We start from the raw sequence: 23145 nt of genomic DNA, 5'->3' as shown, positions 1-23145 counted from the left end.
CCCCGACTCTACACTGCCTTAAATACCATCCCTTTAAACGCGCGCAGCGGGTTTCTCCCCGTTCAATCTGCGGGTGAAACAATCGACGTTCTAATTTCAGCGTCACGCGTTCAGCATCCTTTATTTGTTGCAGACGATGAGCAATCAGCAAGGTTGCCAGCCGTTTAGTAGAAATATTTTCCTAAGCGAGATGGCAAAGAGAATTGCCCGTATCTCCTTTTATATATGAACAAATAAAAGGGACCGGCAGACGAAACCGGGGTTATAGGAACGACAAAGAGACATCAGGGTACGGTGAAATGCTTTTGCAGTAACGTGAAATAAACGTCGGGGGATAAAGCAGCGTGTCGTCTATCCGTAGCGTAATTTTTATAGCCCTAATACCAGTTGCCGTTCCAGTTGCGGATCAAGCAGTGTGACATGCAACCCGACCAGCCGGACACCGCGCCCGCTACGGCGGTCATTCCAGGTTTTTTGCGCCGTCGCCAGTAAATCCTCTTTATTTAAGCGCGGCCAGACATGCTCCTGAGTCGTCAGCTGGAAATCATTAAATTTCAGTTTTACCCCCTGGCGAGCGATTAACAGATCCGGTTTTACTTTTGCCAACCGCCGCTCAAGCTCAGGGTATAAATGTTCAATAATCGCTTCGCACTCTTCCCAGCTATGAATATCTTCCGCCAGCGTCCGCTCTACACCCACGGATTTACGCAACCGCTCGCTGTTAATTTCCCGCTCGTCAATGCCCTGGCTGCGCTCCCATAAAACACGGCCGAATTTACCAAAGCGTTTAAGTAGCATCGCCAGATCGCTCTTTTGCACATCTTCACAAGTCCGCAGCCCCAGCGTTTCCAGCTTTGCCGCTGACACCTTCCCCACACCGGGGATTTTGCTGAGCGGTAATGTGCGCAGAAACGCCGGTACATCAGCCGGAGTAATCACATATTGCCCATTGGGTTTGTTGAGATCCGAGGCAATTTTGGCGAGAAACTTCACCGGCGCGACGCCCGCTGAAGCCGTCAGTTGGGTTTCATTAAAAATGGTCTGGCGAATTTCCTGCGCCATCAGCGTCGCCGAACCGTGGCAGTGCGGGCTATCGGTCACATCAAGATAGGCTTCATCCAGCGAGAGCGGTTCAATAAGTGAGGTGTAGCGAGAGAAGATATCGCGGATCTGGTTGGACGCCTCTTTATAAGCGTCAAAACGACCGGGCAATAACGTGAGGTGCGGACAAAGTTTAAGCGCCATCGCGGTTGGCATCGCGCTGCGAACGCCAAATTTGCGCGCCGGATAGTTAGCAGTGCTGATGACGCCGCGTTGTACCCGGCTGCCGCCGATAGCGATGGGAATATCGCGCAGGGCTGGGTTATCGCGCATCTCAACCGCCGCGAAAAAGCAGTCCATATCAACATGTATGATTTTGCGCATACGTACGCCCTCACAGAACACTGGATAAGTATACAGCATATTTACAGCAATTGAGAAGCCAGCGCGTAAATCTGACGAAAAGAGGGGAATATAAGCGGCAATTCAGGCTTTTTACTCGCATAATAGTCGCCAGCTTTCGGCCAAGCGTTTGATACATAATCCTCAATCTTATTCGCGCCAGACAAAAGCAAAGCCCATAACAAGGCAGCGGGAAAGACGACGTAGATTGGGGCTTGCGAAAAAATGCCGTAATGCTAATGTGGGCGCTCCAAAACAGAATAGTCTGAATTTTGGGCTTCTTTTGCCGTCCTGGCAATGTGGTATTAGCTTTATCAAGGAAACAAGTAGTATGCGCAAAATCGCATTATTTATTGCGATGCTTCTGCTTCCGTGCGTCTCTTTTGCTGGCCTGGTGAGCAGCAACGGTTCAGTAACGCCGGTCAGCAAAGAATATAAGCAGCAGTTGATGGGGTCGCCGGTTTATATCCAGATCTTCAAAGAAGAGCGCACCCTTGATCTTTACGTCAAGATGGGCGAGCAATACCAGTTGCTCGACAGCTACAAGATTTGTAATTACTCCGGCGGGTTAGGCCCCAAGCAGCGCCAGGGTGATTTTAAAAGCCCGGAGGGTTTCTACTCCGTGCAGCGCAACCAGTTGAAGCCGGATAGCCGCTTCTATAAAGCCATCAATATTGGGTTTCCGAATAACTACGATCGCGCCCACGGCTATGAAGGTAAATACCTGATGATCCATGGCGCTTGCGTATCTATTGGCTGCTACGCGATGACGGATTCCGGTATTGACGAGATCTTCCAGTTTGTTACCGCCGCGCTGGTCTTCGGGCAGCCGAACGTGCAGGTAAGTATCTATCCGTTCCGCATGACCGACGCCAATATGCAGCGCCATAAATATTCAACCTATGCGGATTTCTGGAAGCAACTGAAGCCGGGTTATGACTACTTCGCCACCACCCACCAGCCGCCGGTTGTCTCGGTTGTGGATGGTCGCTATGTGGTTAGCAAGCCGCTGAACACCGCTGTTCAGCCACAGCTGGCGTCAAACTACACGCTCCCCCAGACAAAATAATGCCCACTCACCTGGCATAATCTTTTGCCAGGTTTCATTGCCGGTTAACGGCTGGGTGGCAATCACGGTAACCACATCATTTGGTGTGGTTTCCCGCTGAAAATCAATTTCCACATCCTGATCCAGCAACTTCGCCACGCCAAATGGCGCACGGCGGGTGATCCAGAACAGATTGGTCGAACAAAACGCCATCACATAACGCCCGTCCGACAGCAGCATATTAAAAACGCCCTTCTCACGCAGTTCCGTTGCCAGTGCCGCAATGTATTTAAACACCGCCGCCATATTACCTGGCGTGCGCGGATAGCGTTCGGTCAGCTTGTGCAACAACCAGCAAAACGCTTTTTCGCTGTCGGTCTCGCCAATCGGGCGGAAGTTCCCGGTCTCCAGCGATTTATAACCCGTAAGCTGCCCGTTGTGCGCATACGTCCAGTTGCGCCCCCACAGTTCACGGGTAAACGGATGGGTATTTTCCAGCGCCACTTCGCCACGGTTAGCCTGGCGAATATGGGCAATCACTGAACGGGATTTAATCGGGTAGTCCTGCACTAATTTCGCAATAGGGGAATTAAAACTCGGTTGCGGATCTTTGAACGTGCGACAGCCCTTGCCCTCGTAAAAGGTAATGCCCCAGCCATCTTTATGCGGCCCGGTTCCGCCGCCACGCTGGACGAGACCGGTAAAACTAAAGCAGATATCGGTTGGCACATTTGCGCTCATACCGAGCAGTTCGCACATACACACCCCCACACAGCGCCCTTATCAGAGAAGGCGTAATTGGTGCAGCCAGTTTGCATACGGGCAGTGCTCCGATTCACTGTGTTCGGGCACTGCCGGAATCAAAAAGGCAAAAACAGCCTTCCTTAAGCCTTCACCATCTCTTTTTCAATCAACTGAATCAGGATATGAATCACCTTAATGTGAATTTCCTGAATACGGTCAGCATAACCAAAATGCGGCACGCGAATTTCAACATCTGCGCTGCCCGCCATTTTACCGCCGTCTTTACCGGTCAGGGTGATCACTTTCATCCCCTTCTCACGCGCTGCCGCAACCGCTTTGATCACGTTGCCGGAGTTACCGGAAGTGGAGATACCCAGCAGCACGTCGCCTTCGCGGCCAACGGCTTCCACATAACGGGAGAAAACATAGTCGTAACCGAAGTCGTTGCTGACGCAGGAGAGATGGCTCACGTCAGAGATGGCAATCGCCGGGTAACCCGGACGGTTTTCACGGTAGCGCCCGGTTAACTCTTCTGCGAAATGCATCGCATCGCAATGCGAGCCGCCGTTACCACAGGACAACACTTTGCCGCCGGCTTTAAAGCTGTCGGCCAGCAATACCGCCGCGCGCTGAATAGCGTGAATATTGGCATCATCTTTCAAGAAGTTCGCCAGCGTTTCGGCCGCTTCGTTCAGTTCGTTACGAATAAGATCCTGGTACATGAGGATATCCTTCAGCATAAATGTAAATAACACTGCGCAGTGTACCGGATACTATTCCAGGCGAGAAGTTAAAGCCGTAGCCCCCCGTTGTTTTCATTTTCCGTGCGCAAAAAGCCCTCAACAATGTGAACCAGGTTGTAATTATTTTGTAAACACATTGCTAAAAGAAATCACATCCACTACAACCAATACATCACAAGTGGTCAGACCTCCTACAAGCAAGGGAGCTTTTCTTTATGATGATTTTGAGCATTATCGCAACGGTTGTTCTGCTCGGCGCGCTGTTTTACCACCGCGTTAACCTGCTGCTCAGCAGCGTGATTCTGCTGGCGTGGACCGCCGCGCTGGGCGTTGCTGGCCTGTGGTCTATCTGGCTGCTGGTGCCGCTCGCGATTATTCTGGTGCCGTTTAACCTGCCGCCGATGCGTAAAGCGTTGATTTCCGCCCCGGCATTTCGTGGTTTCCGTAAAGTGATGCCGCCAATGTCGCGTACCGAAAAAGAGGCCATCGACGCCGGGACAACCTGGTGGGAAGGCGATCTGTTTCGCGGTAACCCGGACTGGAAAAAACTGCACAACTATCCGCAGCCGCGTCTGACTGCCGAAGAGCAGGCGTTTCTCGACGGCCCGGTGGAAGAAGCCTGTCGCATGGCGAATGACTTCCAGATCACCCACGAAATGGCCGATCTGCCGCCGGAACTGTGGGCGTTCTTAAAAGAGCACCGCTTCTTTGCGATGATCATCAAAAAAGAGTATGGCGGGCTGGAATTCTCTGCTTATGCCCAATCCCGCGTGCTGCAAAAACTCGCTGGTGTCTCCGGTATTCTGGCGATCACCGTCGGCGTACCGAACTCCTTAGGCCCGGGCGAACTGCTGCAACACTACGGTACCCAGGAACAAAAAGATCACTACCTGCCGCGCCTGGCGCGCGGGGTGGAAATCCCCTGCTTCGCGCTGACCAGCCCGGAAGCGGGCTCCGATGCAGGCGCCATTCCGGACACCGGCATCGTCTGCATGGGCGACTGGCAGGGCGAGCAGGTGCTCGGTATGCGCCTGACCTGGAACAAACGCTACATTACGCTCGCGCCAATCGCGACGGTGCTGGGCCTGGCGTTCAAACTATCCGACCCGGATAAACTGCTGGGCGGCGACGAAGAATTAGGCATTACCTGTGCGCTGATCCCAACGTCTACGCCGGGCGTGGAAATTGGTCGCCGTCACTTCCCGCTGAACGTGCCGTTCCAGAACGGCCCGACCCGTGGCGACGATATCTTTGTGCCGATTGATTACATTATTGGCGGGCCGAAAATGGCCGGTCAGGGCTGGCGTATGCTGGTGGAATGTCTGTCGGTAGGTCGCGGTATTACGCTGCCGTCCAACTCTACCGGTGGCGTCAAATCCGTCGCAATGGGGATCGGCGCGTACGCTCATATCCGCCGCCAGTTCAAAGTATCGATTGGTAAAATGGAAGGCATCGAAGAGCCGCTGGCGCGCATTGGCGGTAACGCCTACGCCATGGATGCAGCCGCATCGCTGGTGACCTACGGCATTATGCTCGGTGAAAAACCGGCGGTGCTTTCGGCCATCGTTAAGTATCACTGTACCCACCGTGGTCAGCAGTCAATCATTGATGCAATGGATATTGCCGGCGGTAAAGGCATCATGCTTGGCGAGAGCAACTTCCTGGCGCGTAGCTACCAGGGTGCGCCGATCGCCATTACCGTTGAAGGCGCGAATATCCTTACCCGCACCATGATGATCTTCGGCCAGGGCGCAATCCGCTGCCATCCGTACGTGCTGGAAGAGATGGCTGCCGCGCAGAATAACGATCTGGACGCTTTTGACAAACTGCTGTTCAAACATATCGGCCACGTCGGCAGCAATGAAATGCGCAGCCTCTGGCTCGGCCTGACACGCGGCTTAACCAGCGCCACGCCGACCCGTGACGCCACCAAACGTTACTATCAGCATCTGAACCGTGTGAGCGCCAACCTCGCGCTGCTCTCGGACGTGTCCATGGCGGTGCTTGGCGGCAGCCTGAAACGCCGCGAGCGCATCTCGGCGCGTCTCGGCGATGTGTTAAGCCAGCTCTATCTCGCCTCGGCGGTGCTGAAACGCTATGACGACGAAGGCCGTCAGGAAGCGGATCTGCCGCTGGTGCACTGGGGCGTGCAGGATGCGCTCTACCAGGCGGAACAGGCGATGCATGATTTGCTGGAGAACTTCCCGAACCGCTTTGTCGCAGGCTTGCTGAGCCTGGTGATTTTCCCGACCGGTCGTCACTACCGCGCCCCGTCCGACAAACTGGATCACAAAATAGCGAAGATCCTGCAAACCCCGAGCGCAACGCGTTCGCGTATTGGTCGTGGCCAGTACCTGACGCCGAGCGAGCATAACCCGGTCGGTCTGCTGGAAGAGGCGCTGGTAGATGTGATGGCCGCCGATCCGATTCACCAGCGCATCTGTAAAGAGCTGGGCAAAAACCTGCCGTTCACCCGTCTGGACGTGCTGGCTCAGCAGGCGCTGGCAAGCGGGTTGATCAACCAGGATGAGGCGAATCTGCTTAATAAAGCCGAAGCCAGCCGTCTGCGCAGTATCAACGTTGACGACTTTGAACCGGAGGCACTGGCGACTCAGCCGGTGGTCAAAACGCCGGAAAAGATGCGCAAACCGGAAGCCGCATAACGGACTAAGCGGCTGAAAACCCTCTCCTCTTATCGAAACCCGCATCATGCGGGTTTTTTTATTTATCCTCATGCTACAGTGTGCAGATGCTGTCTTACGGGGAGTTGCTATTGTGCCTGGTTTAAAAATTACGCTGTTACAACAACCGTTAGTCTGGATGGATGGCCCCGCTAACCTGCGCCATTTCGATATCCAGTTAGAAGACGTCACCGGGCGTGATGTGATTGTGCTACCGGAAATGTTCACCACCGGTTTTGCCATGGAGGCGGCGAAACAATCCATGCCGCAAGATGAGGTCATCGCCTGGATGCAGAGCAAAGCGCGCCAGACCAATGCGCTGGTCGCCGGTAGCGCCGCGCTGCAAACCGATCGCGGCCCGGTGAACCGCTTTTTGCTGGTCGAACCGCAAGGCAAGGTGCACTTCTACGATAAACGCCATCTGTTCCGCATGGCCGATGAGCACCACCACTACGAAGCGGGTAACGAGCGCGTGGTGTTTGAGTGGCGCGGCTGGCGCATTCTGCCGCTGGTCTGTTATGACCTGCGCTTTCCGGTGTGGTCGCGCAACCGCAATGATTACGATCTGCTGCTCTATGTTGCCAACTGGCCCGCGCCGCGCTCGCTGCACTGGCAATCTCTGCTGGTGGCCCGCGCGATTGAAAACCTCGCCTGGGTGGCGGGCTGCAACCGCGTTGGCACCGATGGCAACGGGCATCACTATCGTGGCGACAGCCGGGTTATCAGCCCGCAGGGCGAAATCATCGCCACCGCCGAGCCGCACCTGGCGACGCGCATTGACGCCGAATTGTCACTCAGCGCGTTACGGGAATACCGCGAGAAGTTTCCGGCCTGGCAGGATGCCGATCCCTTTACGCTGGGATAAGGCGATCCCCTCTCCCCGCCGGGAGAGGGTGTTTCTCAACTCACCAACGCTTGCCCGTCTTTGCGGCTCTCTGTCGCCGCCACATAGTGGCCTTCCGGCATGCGGTAAATGACCTGCGCACCACCAAAGTTATAGCCCGCCAGCGGATCTTCCACCGTTATCACATGCCCGCGCTCGCGCAGCGCCGCAATCACGTTGCGATCAAAGCTTGACTCCAGCGCCACTTCGCGCCCCTGAATCACTCGCCAGCGCGGCGCATCAATCGCCGCCTGCGGGTTCTGTCCATGCAGCATTATGCGCAGCGCCATCTGCAAATGCCCCTGCGCCTGCATCGGCCCGCCCATTACGCCAAACGACATCAGCGGTTTACCGTCAGCGCCCATCGCAAAACCGGGAATAATGGTGTGGAACGGACGCTTGCTGCCCGCCAGCGCGTTCGGGTGTTTGGGATCAAGCACAAAGCCGCAGCCCCGATTTTGCAGGCTAATGCCGGTGTCCGGTACCACAACGCCGGAGCCAAAACCCATAAAGTTGGACTGAATAAACGACACCATCATGCCGCTGGCATCAGCGGTAGAAAGGTAAACCGTGCCGCTTTGCGTCGGGGCGCCATAGACAAAATCAGACGCGTTATCCGGGTCGATCAGCGCTGCACGCGACTGCAGATAGTCGTCACTGAGCAGCAATTCTGCGGCAAACTCCAGGTGTGCGTCATCGGCAACATAGCGGTCAAGATCGGCCAGCGCCAGCTTCATGGCTTCAATCGCCAGATGCAGCGATTGCACCGAGTCCGGGTGATAACGGCCAATATCGCACTGCTCAAGAATGCCGAGCGCAATCAGCGTGGCGATCCCCTGCCCGTTTGGCGGTAACTCTTGCACGGAGCCACCGGCGAACTCACGCGACAACAACGTGACCCAATCGGCTTTGTGATTCGCCAGGTCAGCCTCGCTCAGGTGCGCACCGTGTTCTCTGGCGAAGGCGGCAATCTTCTGCGCCAATTCTCCGCGATAAAACGCCTCGCCATTGGTCTGGGCAATCAGCTCCAGCGTGCGCGCCTGCGCCGGGTTGCGGAATATTTCGCCGGGTTTCGGCGCTCGCCCTTCCGGCGCAAAGCAGGCGCTAAAGCCCGGCTGATCTTTAAGTTTGTTATAGCCGCGTTGCCACAAGTGACCAATCAGCGGCGAGACGGGAAAACCGTGGCGTGCATACTCAATAGCCGGTTGCGCCAGCGTGGTCAGCGGTAGGGTGGCAAAGCGTTGTGCCAGCGCCACCCAACCGGATACCGCGCCCGGCACGGTGACGGCATCCCAGCCCAGTTCCGGCACGGCTGCTTTACCTGCGAACATATCCGCATGCCAGCTTGCGGGCGAACGCCCGGAAGCGTTCAGGCCATGCAGTTCCTTGCCATCCCAGACAATGGCGAAGGCATCGCTGCCGATCCCGCAACCGGTCGGTTCGACAACGGTGAGCGCCATCGCGGTGGCAATCGCCGCATCCACCGCGTTACCACCGAGCGCGAGCATCCGCATCCCGGCTTGTGCCGCCAGCGGCTGTGAGGTGGCTACCGCGTTGCGGCCCATCATCGGCGCACGATGCGAGGCATAATTTACATTGAAATCAATCGCTTTGGTCATCAGAACTCCTTAGTCGTGGCGCGGATCGAGCGCGTCGCGCAGCCCGTCGCCGAGTAAATTAAATCCCTGCACGGTCAGAAAAATGGTTACACCGGGGAAAATAGACATCCAGGGAGCCTGTTCCAGAAAGCCCTTTGCGGTGTTCAGCATTGCGCCCCACGACGGATAGGGAGGCTGCTGGCCAAGACCGAGAAACGACAGGCTCGCTTCGGTAATGATCGCCGAAGCGATCGCCAGCGTGGCCTGCACGAGGATCGGCGACATCACATTCGGCAGCACGTAACGCAGGATGATCCAGCGATCAGGCAGACCAATCGCCCGCGCGCCGTCGATATACTCTTCGTTGCGAATCGCGATCACCTGGCCGCGCGTCAGGCGGGCAAAGATCGGCATCGCCGACAAGCCAATGGCGATCATCGCATTGGTCAGGCTGGGGCCAAGAAACGCGCCCAGTGCAATGGCCATAATCAGAAACGGACAGGCGAGCAGCGCTTCAATAACGCGGGAAATCACACCGTCCCAGACGCCATGGAAGTAACCCGCCAGCAAACCGAGCGGTACGCCAATCACTACGGCGATCACCACCGACACGCAGCCCGCCAGCAGTGAAGTGCGCGCCCCCCAAATCATGCGCGAGAGAATATCGCGCCCCAACTCATCGGTGCCGAACCAGTAAAGCTCCGACGGGGGTTTGCGTACTGCCAGAAAGTTCGCTTTGACCGGATCAAACGGTGCGATCCACGGCGCGAGCAGCGCAATCAGCACAAACACGCCGACAATCACCGCGCCAATCACCGCACTACGGTTAGCGAGGAATTTTTTCAGTACCCGGTTTTCCGTACGCGGCAGCGATGCCGCCACGCCAGTGGTGAAGAGTTCGGCCATTATTCGCTCCGCATTTTCGGGTTGATTAACACATACAGCACATCTGCCAGCAGGTTCAGGGCGAGAAAACCAATCGCCACCACCAGCACCACACCCTGCACCACCGCGTAGTCGCGGTTGAACACCGAATCGACAATCATCTTGCCGAAACCGGGAATGGTAAACACCTGCTCCGTCAGCACCGCGCCGCCCAGCAGCTCGCCAAACAACAGCGTGGTCAGGGTGATCACGGGTACCAGCGCATTACGAAACGCATGCTTCATGATCACCGCTTTTGGCAGTAACCCTTTGGCGCGTGCGGTACGAATATAATCCGCTTTCAGCACCGCAATCATCGACGCGCGAGTATGGCGCATTAACGTCGCCGCCAGCCCTGTTCCCAGCACCAGCGCGGGCAACAACAACGTGCGCAAGTTCTGCAAGGGATCTTCGCTAAAGGGCACAAAACCAGACGCAGGCAGCCATTGCAGATTGACGGAAAAGATGAGGATCAGCAGGATCCCCAGCCAGAAGTGCGGCACCGAAATGCCGGATATCGCGACAAAATTAGCGCCGTGGTCGATCCAGCTATTCTTGTTCACCGCCGCCAGAATGCCCATGCTGATGCCAAACAGCAGCGCAATCACCATCGCCAGCAGCGACATCTCAAGCGTCACCGGCAGCTTGGTGGCAATCAGGTGCGTTACCGGTTCCTGCGTACGCAACGAGACGCCAAGATCGCCCTGCAACGCACGGGTCAGCCAGTGAAAATATTGCACCGGGATCGGCGCATCCAGGTTCAGCTCCGCGCGCAACTGGGCGATGACCGCCGGATCGCGCTCCTCGCCCAGCATCGCCGTGAGCGGATCGCCGGGTAGCAACTTTTGCAAACCGAACACCATCATGCTGACCAGCAGCAAGGTCGGAACGGCGAGCAGCAGGCGTTTGCAAATCAATTCCAGCATGGTTTCTCCAGGCGATGCCGTTTAGTTGGCGAGCGACAGACCCGCCAGACGCACAATGCCGTCCGGGTAAGGTTTAAAGCCCTGCACTTTTTTGTTCAGCCCAAACAGGCGCGGCTCAAAGTAGAGGTAGGCAATCGGCATATCCGTTTGCAACTGCTTCACCACCTTCTCATAGAGCCCCTGACGGGTTGCCGGATCGTTGTGCAAACGCGCCTGCGTCAGCCACTCATCCACCTGCGGGTTGCTGTAGCGACCATCGTTGAGCGTTCCTTTGCTATTAATGAAACCGAAGATGCTGCCATCGGGATCGGGGCGACCAGACCAGCCGGAGTAGCTGAGCTGGAAATCGCCGTTTTGCTGTCTGTCGAGCAGCGTGGCGAACTCGGTCATTTGCAGATTGACATTAAAACCGGCTTCGGCGGTCATCGCCTGCAACACCTGGCCCACTTGCTGTGACGTCGGGTTGTTCGGCACCAGCAGTGAGACGGTGATCGGCGTCTTCACCCCTGCCGCCTGCAGCAGCGCTTTGGCTTTTTCCACATCACGCGGCGCAACAGGCAGCTTCACGTGATAGGGGCTAACCGGTGAAAACGCCTGATTCGCCGGGGCGTATAACCCCTCGAAGACCACCTGGTTGAGCGCCTCGCGATCAATCGCCAGCGAGAAAGCCTCACGCACGCGCGCATCTTTGAACGGATCGTTGGCCGGGACTTTGCCGTTATTGATATTAAACGTGATGCCCTGATACCCAAGCCCCGTCACTTTCGCCAGTTGCAGTTTGCTGTCGGCCTCTACGGTTTTCACATCGCTGGCGGCAATACCTTCAGTCAGATCGAGATCGCCCGCACGCAGGTTCGCCAGTCGCACGGAGGCATCCGGGATCGGCAAATAGATCACTTTGTCGAAGTGGTACGCGCTTTTGTTCCAGTAGTTATCAAAACGCGACAACACAATGCGGTCCTGCGAGACGCGGCTGTCGAATTTATACGGGCCGGAACACACCGGATGCGCGGCGAAGTCCGGCTTTTTCGCCGCCTCCGGCGCCAGCATCGCGCCAGCGCGATCGGTTAACTGCATCAGCAACGCTGAGTCCGGCGTTTTCAAATGCAGCTTAATTTGCATCGGCCCGCTGACCTCCACGGACTCAATAGAGGAGATTTCACTTTTTCGCAGCGAACCCGGCAGCGTCAGCGCGCGATCGAGGCTGAATTTCGCCGCTGAGGCGTCAAACTTCTCGCCATCGTGGAAGGTCACGCCCTCACGCAGATCCATGGTCAGGGTTTTGCCATCGTCGCTCCACGACCAGGCCTTCGCCAGCCCGGGCACCACTTTCAGGTTTTCATCCACGTCCACCAGCCGGTCGCACAGAGAAGCGAAGACAAAACGGCCATAGTAAGTACGCGCCAGGTGCGGATCGAGCATATCCGGATCCGCGCCAAGACCCACGCGCAGCACACTTTCAGCCTGGGCAGGCAGCGCCGCGCCCAGCAACATGACACTTCCCAGAACGGTCAAAAGCGAATTTCGCATCATCATTATTGTTTCCTTTAAGGGGAGGAGTGAGAGGCCGCGTGTTCAAACAGCGCGCGACGGCGCAAGAACGCGGCTGAGGGGGGAGCAATCTGAATCACGCTGCGGTCGCGGTTAATCTCCTGCCAGCGATGACACGAGACCTGACGGCCACCTTCGAGCACCTGAGTGATGGGCTCGCGTTGCTGGCACTCGTCTGTCGCAAACGGGCAGCGGGTATGAAAACGGCAGCCCTGCGGCGGGCTTGCGGGGTTGGGCAAATCGCCCTGCAACAGCGGTGTTTCGCGCACAATGCCGGGTTGCGGTTGCGGTGCAGACGCAATCAGCGCCTGGGTGTAGGGGTGCAGCGGGGCATCGAAGATCTCATCCACCGTTGCCATTTCCACGATTTGCCCAAGGTACATCACCGCCACACGGTCGCTCATATGACGGATCACCGACAGCCCGTGCGCGACGATAATCATGGTTAAACCAAGCTGCTGTTTCAGCGTCTCCAGCAGGTTGACCACCTGCGCCTGCACCGACACATCGAGCGCGGAAACGGGTTCATCGCCCAGCAGCAATTTCGGCCCGGAAGCCAGCGCGCGGGCAATGCCAATGCGCTGGCGCTGGCCGCCGGAAAACTCATGCGGATAGCGTCGCGCCCAGGCCGCAGGCAGGCCGACAGTACCGAGCAGTTCCGCCACTCGCGCCTGACGTTCTGCTTTTCCCATCTTCTGGTGCAACCACAGCGGCTCACCAACAATCTGCTCTACCGTCATACGCGGGTTGAGCGAGGCAAACGGATCCTGAAAGATAATTTGCAGCTCGCGCCGAAGCTGGTTTAATCGCGCCCCGCTGGCATGGGTGATCTCCTCCCCCTGGTAGTAAACGCGCCCTTCAGAGGCCGTTAACAAACGCAGTAGCAGGCGGCCCAGCGTCGATTTTCCTGAACCGGATTCCCCCACAATCGCCAGCGTTTCGCCGGGGTAAACCGCCAGGGAAATACGATCCACCGCAGTGACATAACGTTTTGGCGCGAATAAGCGGGTTGGCCCGGCAAAGCGTTTACTCAGATCAAAAGCTTCAAGTATCGGCGTGCTCATGCGGTTTCTCCCAGTGCAATATGCTGTTCAAGGGGAACACGAAAACAGGCGACCTGATGGCCGCGCCCTTGCGGCAGCAGCGGCGGTTTTTCCTGATGGCAGCGTGTCCGGGCAAACGGGCAACGGGTGGCGAAACGGCAGCCTTGCGGCATCGCTTCCGGTAACGGCACCGCGCCGGGAATGGTCGACAGTTGTCCTTTACGCGCCCCCAGTGAAGGGATAGATCCCATCAGACCAATGGTGTACGGGTGCTGCGGATCGGCAAAAATCGCCTCCACACTGCCCTGCTCCACTACTTGTCCGGCGTACATCACCGCCACCTGCTGCGCCACTTCCGCCACCACACCGAGATCGTGGGTGATCATCAATACCGCCGTGCCGGTTTCGGCTTTCAGGGTGTTAAGCAGTGCGAGGATCTGCGCCTGAATCGTCACATCCAGCGCGGTTGTCGGTTCGTCGGCAATTAACAGACGCGGCTTGTTGATGAGTGCCATCGCAATCATCACCCGCTGGCGCATGCCGCCGGAAAGCTGGTGTGGATAGGCTTTCAGACGCATCTCCGCGGCCGGGATCTGCACTTTTTCCAGGATGCGGAGCGCCGCCTCGTGCGCCGCGTTCGCCGACACGTTTTGGTGGCGCATCACCGCTTCGCTGAGCTGGTCGCCAAGCGTAAACGCCGGGTTGAGCGAGGTCATCGGCTCCTGGAAAATCATCGCCAGTTCATTGCCACGCAGATCGGCATATTCGCGCGGGGAGAGTTGGCGCAAGTTACGCCCGCGAAACTGCATCTCACCGCCAAGGATCTGCGCGCTGGCGGGCAGCAGCCCCATCAAGGCCAGCGAGGTAATGCTTTTGCCGCAGCCGGATTCGCCAACCAGCGCCAGCGTTTCTCCACTTTTGACAGAGAGCGAAATCCTGTCCAGCACGCTTACCGGGCTGCCAGCAAACTGCACTTCCAGGTTATGCAGACGCAGCACCGGCGCAGCCTCTGTAAACGGGATCGTCGTCATGGGGTATCGTCCTCAAGATGAATGGCCTGGATCAGCGCATGTTGCAGGTCGAGCAAATGTTCGCGCATCGCCGTCGCCGCCTCATGCGGCTGGCGCTGGCGAATGGCGATCATGATGCGATGATGATGATCGTTGTAGCGATCCACTTTCGCTGGCGTTCGCGCCAGTTCACGCAGATGGTGCCAGGCAGGTTCGCGCCGCACCGCGTCAAGCGTGTCAAAAAGACCGAGCATCAGACGGTTTCCTGCCGCCTCGGCGATAGCCCGGTGAAAAGCGCTGTCCCACAGCTCATTCAGATCCGGATCATCCGGATTAACGTTGTCGATGCGTTCCAGCATGCGCTGCATCAGCGCCAGATTTTCCGGGCTGGCGCGAAGTGCCGCCAGCCGCGCAAGACTGGGCTCAATCTGCAGACGGGCTTCCATCACTTCCAGCATATTGGTTTGTTGCACCAGTCCCTGTAGTGCAAGAGGCGAAACCGGTGCCGCAGGGCCAATAAAGGTACCTTTGCCCTGTTTACGCCAGATCCGCCCTTCTTCTTCCAGCACGTCCAGCGCGCGACGCACTTCGCGTCGCCCGACGCCTAAGTTTTCCGCCAGTTCACGTTCCGTGGGCAGAGGAGTCCCTGGTGTTGACTCGTGCTGGTGAATCAGCCCACGAAGTTGTTCAAGCGCCGTACTGGAATTTGCCAGATAGCGTGACGGTTTTTCCATATTGGTTCATCCGCGTTTCGCGTTATCTTTTTGTTTAATTACAAACAGTTAATGCTTATACCGTCTGTATGCCTCGTTATTTACTAAGCAATTCGCGAACCAATACGGCATTGGTTCGATAAATTTTTGTTAATACTTTGATTTATTAATGTTTATTTTTTGGCTAACACAGAGGACGTCACAGACACCAGGGGATGCAGGCGATGAAATGCACAATTAGCGTGCAAACCATGCACTAAAAGGGAAGAAAGGAACCAAAGAGGGAAATACCTGAATGCGACAGGGACGTAGTGATGAGGAGGCGGAAGGAGACCTTCTCCATCACTACGTCGAAGAGAGAAACACACAAAACCTGCCGCACCTGCACACATGGCCAGTTCTCAGCATAGCGAATTCACTATCCCGGCGGCCACTGCTCCGGTATGCCCGAACAGAGCAGGGTGCCGGATAGTGTCGTGCGCTCCCCACAACCGCACGCTGAAACGGTGGTAACAGCTTGACGCTACTCGGCGTGAATCAGCCGCCCTACCGCAAGGCTCAGGGCGCGAAGCGCCTGGGCGACGTCGCTACAGGCCACGCTTTCCGCCGGATGATGGCTGATGCCTTTATAGCAACGCACAAACAGCATGGCCGACGGCCAGCGTTCCGCAATGGCGATAGCATCATGCCCTGCCCCACTCGGCAGCGATAACACCTTCCCCTGTACGGTGTGAACCGCATCGGCCAGCTCTTCACGCAGTGGCATATCGCACGGCGTGGCGGCGATGGTGTAAAAAATGTCGTGGCGGAACTCAAGCCTGCGTTGCCGGGCGATGCGGGTGGCTTCCTCCAGCAAGTGATTGAGCAACGCTTCGCGTTTATCATCCTGCGGGCTACGGATATCCAGCGTAAGCCCAACAGCACCGGGGATCACATTTACCGCACCGGGCTCACATTGTAATGTGCCAACGGTGGCGACCATTTCCGGGCCGGAATCTATCGTGGCCTGTTCGATAATCTGTATCCATTCGGCGGCGGCCGCCAGCGCATCCCGGCGATGACGCATCGGCACCGTACCGGCGTGCCCGGCCTCCCCGGTAAAACGGCAGCTAAGCCGCCGCGCACCGTTGATGGCGGTGACCACGCCGAGCGCCAGATCCGCCTGTTCCAGCACCGGCCCCTGTTCAATATGCAGCTCCAGGTAAGCAGAAAAATCCTCGACCGGGCGCTGCGCCGTAGCAATCTGCGCGGCATCCAGGCCGGCCTGTTCCAGCGCCTGCGCCACGCTGATGCCCTGCCCATCTTCACAGGCCAGCCACGTTTGCGGCCAGCTACCGGTCAGCCCACGGCTGCCAAGCAGCGCAATGTTAAACCGCGTCCCCTCTTCGTCGGCGAAACCAACAATCTCGATCGCTTGTCTGCCGCGCAGGTTGGCCCGATTCAGGCCATCAACGACTTCAATCGCCGCCAGCACGCCAAGCATACCGTCGTAACGCCCGGCATCGCGCACGGTATCAAGATGCGAACCGAGCAGCAGCGCCTGCGCCCCCGCATCGATACCCTCGTAACGGCCAAAAATATTGCCGACCGCATCCTGCCAGGTACGCATCCCCGCCTGCTGCATCCACCCGGCGACCAGCGCATTTGCCTGCAAATGCTCGGGCGAGAGATACACACGGGTGAGCTGGCCCGGCGTTTCGCTGATTTGCGCCAGCGCATCACAACGCTGCATAACCCGGCTGGCGGCTTGCGCGGCATCGAAAGGTGTCATCATTAACTGACTCCTTCGTAAATGTCCCATGCCGCCTGCATGCCTGCCCCCTGAACGGTGCGAAAACCCAGTCGGTTCAACACCGCTTCCAGCGCCGTCAGCGTTTGCAGGACACAATCTTTGCGCGCGTTATAACCCATGGTGCCGATGCGCCAGATCTTGCCCTGCAGTGGACCGAACGAGGTGCCGATTTCAATATGGAAATCATCCAGCAGACGTTTACGCACCTCTTCACCATGCACTTCCCGCGGGATTTGCACGCCGAGGACGTTGTTCATCTTGTGCTGAATATCGCCAAACACCGCCAGCCCCATCCCCTGGATACCTGCCAGCATTGCACGCCCGTGCAGCTCGTGGCGCGCAATCAGCTTATCCATGCCCTCTTCGAGCATAATGCGCGCGCATTCGCGGGCGGCGAACAGCATGCTGGTCGCTTCCGTATGATGGTTCAGACGTTCCGGCCCCCAGTAATCCATCACCATGCCGAGATCAAAATAGTTGGAGTAGATCATCTCCTCCGCGCCGTCCTGATGCGCCTCGGTGCGAATGCCCTGTTCTACACATTTGCGCGCCCGTACTGCGGCTTCCATGCGCGGGCTGAGAGTGATGGGCGAACTACCGGACGGGCCGCCAAGGCACTTCTGCAACCCGGCGGAAACGGCATCTAATCCCCATGCATCGGTTTCTAACGGGTTGCCGCCGAGCGAAGCGGTGGCGTCGGTATAAAACAGCACATCATGGCGGCGGCAAATTTCACCCAATTGATCCAGCGGTTGCAGCATGGTGGTCGAGGTATCGCCGTGTACCGTTAACAGCAGGCGCGGCTTGATGCGAACGATGGCGTCTTCAATCTGATCCGGGCTAAACACCTCACCCCACGGCACCTCAATGGTATGGACTTCAGCGCGGCAGCGGCGGGCAATTTCACATAGCAGATGACCAAAACGGCCAAACACCGGCACCAGCACCTTATCGCCCGGACGTATAGCGGAAACGAGGATCGCCTCAATACCCGCGCGTGAGGTGCCATCCACCAGCATCGTCCAGCGGTTTTCAGTGCGAAACACCTCGCGGTAGAGTGCCATCACTTCATTCATGTAGCCGGTCATCACCGGATCGTATTGCCCTACCAACTGGCTCGCCATTGCCCGCAGCACACGCGGGTCGGCGTTGATTGGCCCCGGCCCCATCAACAGGCGCGAAGGCGGATTAATTTGCGGGAACTGCTGGAAATCAAACATGGGCGCGTCCTTTAGTCTGCGACAGCGTAAGATATGAAACAAAAGATTCTTTGAATTAATTTCTGCAACTAATGTGCCACAGGCAAAAAAACGACACCAGCGCTGAGTAATCGCTATTTCACACACAAAACCAAAAGAAAACGGCGCGCTGAACGCCCCGTCATAACCCATCAGGATGGTGCAAAAGCACCGTTATGGTGCATTAACGGTGTTCAAGTTCGTCCAGTTCGTCATACAGGGAGGCGATGTGGTGAATACGCTGGCGCCCTTCGCTCAGCGCGGTGTGCAGCACGGCATTGGAGAGCAAATTAACCAGGCTCATGGCGCTGCTGTAGCTGTCGAATGCGGAGACGCTCTCCAGCGGCAAACCAATGTGCCAGCGGCACAGCGGTTTAATGCTGGCCGCCTGCGGCTCACTGATCGCCAGTAACGGAATGCCCTGCTGATGCAGCGCGTCGAGCAGCGGGCGCACCACGCGCGGGCGGCGGCGAAAAGCCACCACCACCACCATATCCTGCGGGGTGATATCAACCACTTCTTCCGCCAGCGTCTGCCCCGGCTGCGGCATCAATACCACCTGGCCACGGCTTTGCAGCAGCTGCTGGCGCAGATGTAGCGCCACCGGCGCGCTGTTACGCAGACCTAAAATAAAAACCCGCTTCGCCGTGGTGAGGGCGGTGACGATGTCGGCGAATTGCCCGGCATCCAGCGTATTGACCCACAGCGTCAGGTTCGCCATCTCCTGCTTGTAATGGCGTGCCAGCAGGGTGTTGCCCTGCACCGCGTCGCGGTTTTCGGTCAGCGGCATACCGCTCTGGCGCAGCGTGCGCAGTTCATCGCGCATCTCTTTGAAACGATCGTAGCCCAGCCGCTTAAACAAGCGGCTGACGGTGGCTTTCGATACCCCGCTCAAGCGCGCCAGCTCGGCGCTGTTATAGCTCACCAGATCGTCGAAATGATCGATGATAAACGAGGCAACCCGTTGTTCCTGTGGGGATAGCTCGTCAAAGCTCGCCCGTAAACGCTCATCCAGCTGCTGCATAGCTTCTCCTGCAACTTTTGTTTCAGGCTAAGCTGACACAGTGAAACGCCCGTCGTCAATCTGGAACAGCTCTTGCTTAGTGTTCTGCACTTACCCGCAGAAAACAGGAAGCGTGACGATGCAAAGTAATATGGCCCCCTCCGGCATGGCGGTAACGCCGCACCACCTCGCCAGCGAATCGGCGTTATCGGTGTTACGCCACGGCGGCGACGCGATTGAGGCGATGGTGGCCGCAGCGGCAACCATTGCGGTGGCCTACCCGCACATGAACGGCATCGGCGGCGACGGCTTCTGGTTGATTGTGCCGCCAGAGGGCGAACCGCTCGCCATTGACGCCAGCGGTGCGGCCGGGCAACACGCAACATGCGAGTTTTACGCAGGTCATGTGAATATTCCCCATCGCGGTACACTTGCCGCGCTGACCGTACCCGGCACGCTCAGCGGCTGGGATGAGGCGCTGAAGGTCTCCGCCGCGCTCGGCGGCGGGCAGCTTCCGCTCTCACGGTTACTGGCCGATGCCATTCGCTACGCCGCCGACGGCATTCCCGTCACCCAGTCGCAGGCCAGCGCTACGCAAAGTAAATATGCGGAACTGGTGGATATCCCCGGTTTTGCAGACACCTTTTTGCCGCACGGCACCGCCCCGCTGGCAGGCAGCCGCTTTTGTCAGCCGAAACTTGCCCGCACGCTGACCCAGCTTGCCACCGAAGGGCTGGAGAGCTTTTACCGTGGCTCGCTGGCGCAGGTGATCGCCCGCGAAATGCAGGCGTTGGGTTTGCCTGTGACCGCCCAGGATCTGGCGAACCATCGCGCCCAGCGCCGCGTACCGTTGAAGCTCAGCCATAGCCAGGGCGACATTTTCAATATGACGCCGCCAACGCAGGGGCTGGTATCGCTGGCTATCCTCGGCATTACCGATCATCTGGAGATGGCGCAGGCCAGCGAAGTGCAGACCATTCACCGCATTGTGGAAGCAACCAAAAAAGCCTTCGGTCTGCGCGATCGCTACATCACCGACCCGCGCCACGTCACGCTGCCGGTACAGAGCCTGCTGGAACAAGCGCCGCTGGAGCAACTGGCGGCCAGCATTGATGAGCAGCGCGCCGCGCCCTGGGGCCAGGGGAAAGGGCCGGGTGATACGGTGTGGATGGGGGTTATCGATAAAAACGGGCTGGCGGTGTCGTTTATCCAGAGCATTTATCACGAATTTGGCAGCGGCGTAGTGCTGCCGGAAAGCGGCGTGCTGCTGCAAAACCGTGGCGCGGCCTTTAGTCTCGATCCGGCGCATCTGCTGGCGCTGATGCCCGGTAAACAGCCGTTCCACACCTTAAACCCCGCTGCCGCGCGGCTGAAAGATGGGCGCACGCTGGTTTACGGCACCATGGGCGGCGATGGTCAACCACAAACGCAGGCAGCCATTTTTACCCGCCATGTGCTGCAGGGTATGCCGTTGCAGGAGGCGGTTTGCGCCCCACGCTGGTTGCTGGGTCGTACATGGGGGCAGCTATCCGATAGCCTGAAACTGGAAGGACGCTTTAGCGAAGAGACATTCCAGGCGCTGCGGGCGTTGGGGCATGAGGTTGAGTGGTTGCCGGGAATGAGCGAAGCGACCGGTCACGCAGGGGCGATTGTGCGCCATACCAGCGGCATGCTGGAAGGGGCTTACGATCCGCGCAGTAACGGCAGCGCGGCGGGATTTTAAGGGGCAATGATGAATACCACATTTGACTGGCCGACCTATATCCGGCTGATGGAGCAACTGCTTAATGTGCCGCTGGATGACGCACGCCGCGCCGAGCTGGAAATTCAGCTCGCCAGAATCGCAGCGATGGCGCAACCGCTGATGGCCTTTACACTGCCGCACCGCCAGGAAGGCGCAGGAGAGTATCGGTTATGAATTTATCAATTGCTGATATTCAGCGCGGTCTGCGGAAAAAAGCGTTTAGCGACAGCAAACTGGCTCACCGCCAGCAAGGCGCAGGAGAGTATCGGTTATGAATTTATCAATTGCTGATATTCAGCGCGGTCTGCGGGAAAAAGCGTTTAGCGCCAGCGAACTGGCGCAGCAGACGCTGGCGTACATTGAGCGCGACAATCCGGGCATTAACGCCTTTACCGACATCACCGCTATGCGCATGCTGGCTGAGGCCGCGCAAATCGACCAACGTATCGCGAAGGGCGAAGCAGTGCCCGCGCTGGCGGGCGTGCCATATGGGGTGAAAAACCTGTTTGATATCGAAGGTGTCACCACGCTTGCCGGGGCGAAACTCTTCAGCCAGCAACCGCCCGCAACGGCCGATGCTTTTGCGCTTCGCCAGTTGACACGCGCGGGCGCGATGCTCGCTGGCGCGCTGAATATGGATGCCTACGCTTATGGTTTTACCACCGAAAATAGCCACTACGGCGCAACGCACAACCCGCGCGATCCGCAGCGTATTGCAGGCGGTTCGTCCGGCGGTTCAGCGGCGGCTGTCGCCGCAGGGATGGTCAATTTTTCGCTGGGCAGCGATACCAATGGATCGATTCGCGTGCCCGCTTCGCTGTGCGGTATTAACGGGCTGAAACCGACATTTGGCCGCCTGTCGCGCAGCGGTAGCCATCCGTTTGTCGCCAGCCTCGATCATATCGGCCCGCTGGCGCGTAGCGTTGAGGATTTGACCCAGGTGTATGACGCGTTGCAAGGTCACGATCCGGACGATCGCTGGCAATCCGATCGCGCCAGTGATGCCGCTTTGCCGCAGTTGTATGGGGAAAGCAGGCTGCGCTGCGCCGTGCTGGAGGGGTATTTCACCACCTGGTGCGATGATAATGCGCGTCAGGCCGTGACCCATGTGGCGCGAGCGCTGGGCGCAGACAATGCGATAACGCTGCCGGAAGCGGAACTGGCGCGAACGGCGGCGTTTTTGCTGTCGGCGGCGGAAGGCGGCAACCACTATTTACCCGCCCTGCGTACCGATGCTGATACGTTTGAACCCAACTCACGCGAACGCCTGCTGGCAGGCGCGATGACGCCCTCGGCCTGGTACACCCAGGCACAGCGTTTCCGTGCCTGGTTTCGCGACAAAACGCTGCCGCTATTCAATGACGTTGATCTGCTGTTAGCCCCGGCAACGCCCTGCTGTGCCACGCTGATTGGCGCACAAACCATGCATATCAATGGTGTCGATTTGCCGGTGAAAGCGAGCATGGGGATGCTGACGCAGCCCATCTCCTTTCTTGGCTTGCCCGTGGTGACCGTGGCGCTGAAAACCGCCAGCGGTTTACCGATAGGCGTACAGATTATTGGCGCGCCCTGGCAGGAAGCGCGTTGTTTACAGGCCGCCTGGCGGCTGGAGCAGGCCGGTCTTCTTTTCCTACAGGATGCAGCATGAACCGAGATAATGTTGATCGCCCGGCGATCCTCAATGAAGTGACCACCGCGTTTTACCGCTATGAGCAGGCGCTTATCAGCAACGATATTGATGTGCTGGACGAGCTGTTCTGGGATGACGCGCGTACGGTGCGTTACGGCGCCACCGAAAACCTGTATGGCATTGCCGCGATCCGCGATTTTCGCAACGCTCGCCCTTCGGCCGGGCTTGAGCGCGTGCTACGCAATACCACCATCACCACCTTCGGCGATGATATGGCGGTGGCGAGCACAGAGTTTACGCGGGAAAACAGCGAGAAAATTGGCCGCCAGATGCAGACCTGGGTGAAGTTCCCGTGGGGCTGGCGCATTGTGGCGGCGCATGTGAGTGTGATGGGGTAACAAAAACCCTCTCCGGTAAAGGAGAGGGCGAAC

20 protein-coding genes are annotated in these 23145 nt (G+C 57.8%); 7 read left to right on the top strand and 13 right to left on the bottom strand.

Annotation, left to right across the window (positions count from 1 at the left end):
• Nucleotides 1–369: 369 nt before the first annotated feature.
• Nucleotides 370–1425, bottom strand: a complete 1056-nt coding sequence (gene dinB / locus BN2591_RS17410; RefSeq protein ID WP_086873175.1) for a DNA polymerase IV — start codon at nt 1423–1425, stop codon at nt 370–372.
• A gap of 349 nt (nt 1426–1774) precedes the next feature.
• Here dinB and dpaA point away from each other — a divergent pair, with 349 nt between their 5' ends.
• Nucleotides 1775–2512 (top strand): peptidoglycan meso-diaminopimelic acid protein amidase, encoded by a 738-nt coding sequence (dpaA, locus tag BN2591_RS17405; protein WP_086873174.1) that lies wholly within the window; start codon nt 1775–1777, stop codon nt 2510–2512.
• Here the strand turns inward: dpaA and BN2591_RS17400 are convergent.
• Both BN2591_RS17400 and lpcA read right to left on the bottom strand, forming a co-directional pair.
• Entirely contained in the window at nt 2483–3250 is a 768-nt protein-coding gene (locus tag BN2591_RS17400) for a class II glutamine amidotransferase (RefSeq protein WP_045513248.1), read from the bottom strand. The two genes, dpaA and BN2591_RS17400, sit on opposite strands and share 30 nt — an antisense overlap.
• 125 nt (nt 3251–3375) lie before the next feature.
• Nucleotides 3376–3957: a D-sedoheptulose 7-phosphate isomerase gene (gene lpcA / locus BN2591_RS17395; protein ID WP_017458774.1), complete on the bottom strand. Its 582-nt coding sequence runs from the start codon at nt 3955–3957 to the stop codon at nt 3376–3378.
• 236 nt (nt 3958–4193) lie between these two features.
• Here lpcA and fadE point away from each other — a divergent pair, with 236 nt between their 5' ends.
• Both fadE and BN2591_RS17385 read left to right on the top strand, forming a co-directional pair.
• A complete protein-coding gene (gene fadE / locus BN2591_RS17390) occupies nt 4194–6641 on the top strand; it encodes an acyl-CoA dehydrogenase FadE (RefSeq protein ID WP_086873173.1) in 2448 nt (815 codons plus the stop codon).
• 112 nt (nt 6642–6753) lie between these two features.
• Nucleotides 6754–7524, top strand: coding sequence for an amidohydrolase (locus BN2591_RS17385; protein WP_086873172.1), 771 nt, complete (start codon nt 6754–6756; stop codon nt 7522–7524).
• Between the two features lie 35 nt (nt 7525–7559).
• Here the strand turns inward: BN2591_RS17385 and BN2591_RS17380 are convergent, their stop codons facing one another.
• From BN2591_RS17380 to BN2591_RS17335, 10 genes are all read right to left on the bottom strand, one after another.
• Nucleotides 7560–9161, bottom strand: coding sequence for a gamma-glutamyltransferase family protein (locus tag BN2591_RS17380; protein ID WP_086873171.1), 1602 nt, complete (start codon nt 9159–9161; stop codon nt 7560–7562).
• A 9-nt stretch (nt 9162–9170) separates the two neighbouring features.
• Nucleotides 9171–10046, bottom strand: coding sequence for an ABC transporter permease (locus BN2591_RS17375; RefSeq protein ID WP_086873170.1), 876 nt, complete (start codon nt 10044–10046; stop codon nt 9171–9173).
• Nucleotides 10046–10990 carry an ABC transporter permease gene (locus BN2591_RS17370; protein ID WP_086873169.1) on the bottom strand — a complete coding sequence of 315 codons (945 nt, stop codon included), beginning with the start codon at nt 10988–10990 and terminating at the stop codon, nt 10046–10048. Before BN2591_RS17370 ends, BN2591_RS17375 begins: the two co-directional genes overlap by 1 nt.
• A 21-nt stretch (nt 10991–11011) precedes the next feature.
• The gene (locus BN2591_RS17365; RefSeq protein WP_208616150.1) at nt 11012–12526 is read right to left on the bottom strand and encodes an ABC transporter substrate-binding protein; all 1515 of its coding nucleotides are present in this window, start codon (nt 12524–12526) and stop codon (nt 11012–11014) included.
• Nucleotides 12527–12537: 11 nt separating this feature from the next.
• Nucleotides 12538–13605, bottom strand: coding sequence for an ABC transporter ATP-binding protein (locus tag BN2591_RS17360; RefSeq protein WP_086873168.1), 1068 nt, complete (start codon nt 13603–13605; stop codon nt 12538–12540).
• Entirely contained in the window at nt 13602–14615 is a 1014-nt protein-coding gene (locus BN2591_RS17355) for an ABC transporter ATP-binding protein (protein ID WP_086873167.1), read from the bottom strand. The genes BN2591_RS17360 and BN2591_RS17355 overlap by 4 nt, the downstream gene beginning before the upstream one ends.
• Nucleotides 14612–15328: a FadR/GntR family transcriptional regulator gene (locus BN2591_RS17350; protein WP_086873166.1), complete on the bottom strand. Its 717-nt coding sequence runs from the start codon at nt 15326–15328 to the stop codon at nt 14612–14614. Before BN2591_RS17350 ends, BN2591_RS17355 begins: the two co-directional genes overlap by 4 nt.
• A gap of 502 nt (nt 15329–15830) precedes the next feature.
• Complete coding sequence (hpxK, locus tag BN2591_RS17345) at nt 15831–17081, bottom strand: allantoate amidohydrolase (RefSeq protein WP_086873165.1); 1251 nt, start codon at nt 17079–17081, stop codon at nt 15831–15833.
• Nucleotides 17081–18319 carry a pyridoxal-phosphate-dependent aminotransferase family protein gene (locus BN2591_RS17340; protein WP_086873164.1) on the bottom strand — a complete coding sequence of 413 codons (1239 nt, stop codon included), beginning with the start codon at nt 18317–18319 and terminating at the stop codon, nt 17081–17083. The genes hpxK and BN2591_RS17340 overlap by 1 nt, the downstream gene beginning before the upstream one ends.
• Nucleotides 18320–18521: 202 nt before the next feature.
• Entirely contained in the window at nt 18522–19361 is an 840-nt protein-coding gene (locus BN2591_RS17335; protein WP_086873163.1) for a MurR/RpiR family transcriptional regulator, read from the bottom strand.
• 118 nt (nt 19362–19479) lie between these two features.
• Between BN2591_RS17335 and BN2591_RS17330 the strand changes: the two genes are divergently transcribed.
• From BN2591_RS17330 to hpxZ, 4 genes are all read left to right on the top strand, one after another.
• Nucleotides 19480–21063 (top strand): gamma-glutamyltransferase family protein, encoded by a 1584-nt coding sequence (locus BN2591_RS17330; RefSeq protein WP_086873162.1) that lies wholly within the window; start codon nt 19480–19482, stop codon nt 21061–21063.
• A 9-nt stretch (nt 21064–21072) separates the two neighbouring features.
• Nucleotides 21073–21258 carry an oxalurate catabolism protein HpxX gene (gene hpxX / locus BN2591_RS17325; protein ID WP_086873161.1) on the top strand — a complete coding sequence of 62 codons (186 nt, stop codon included), beginning with the start codon at nt 21073–21075 and terminating at the stop codon, nt 21256–21258.
• A gap of 97 nt (nt 21259–21355) precedes the next feature.
• Nucleotides 21356–22732 (top strand): AtzE family amidohydrolase, encoded by a 1377-nt coding sequence (locus BN2591_RS17320; RefSeq protein ID WP_086873160.1) that lies wholly within the window; start codon nt 21356–21358, stop codon nt 22730–22732.
• Nucleotides 22729–23112, top strand: coding sequence for an oxalurate catabolism protein HpxZ (gene hpxZ / locus BN2591_RS17315; protein WP_086873159.1), 384 nt, complete (start codon nt 22729–22731; stop codon nt 23110–23112). The genes BN2591_RS17320 and hpxZ overlap by 4 nt, the downstream gene beginning before the upstream one ends.
• The last annotated feature ends 33 nt before the right edge of the window (nt 23113–23145 follow it).

The organism is Kosakonia pseudosacchari, assembly GCF_900184035.1.
GTDB lineage: Bacteria > Pseudomonadota > Gammaproteobacteria > Enterobacterales > Enterobacteriaceae > Kosakonia > Kosakonia pseudosacchari.
Note: the sequence above shows the minus strand (reverse complement) of the source record. Positions and strands in the feature narration are given on the sequence as shown.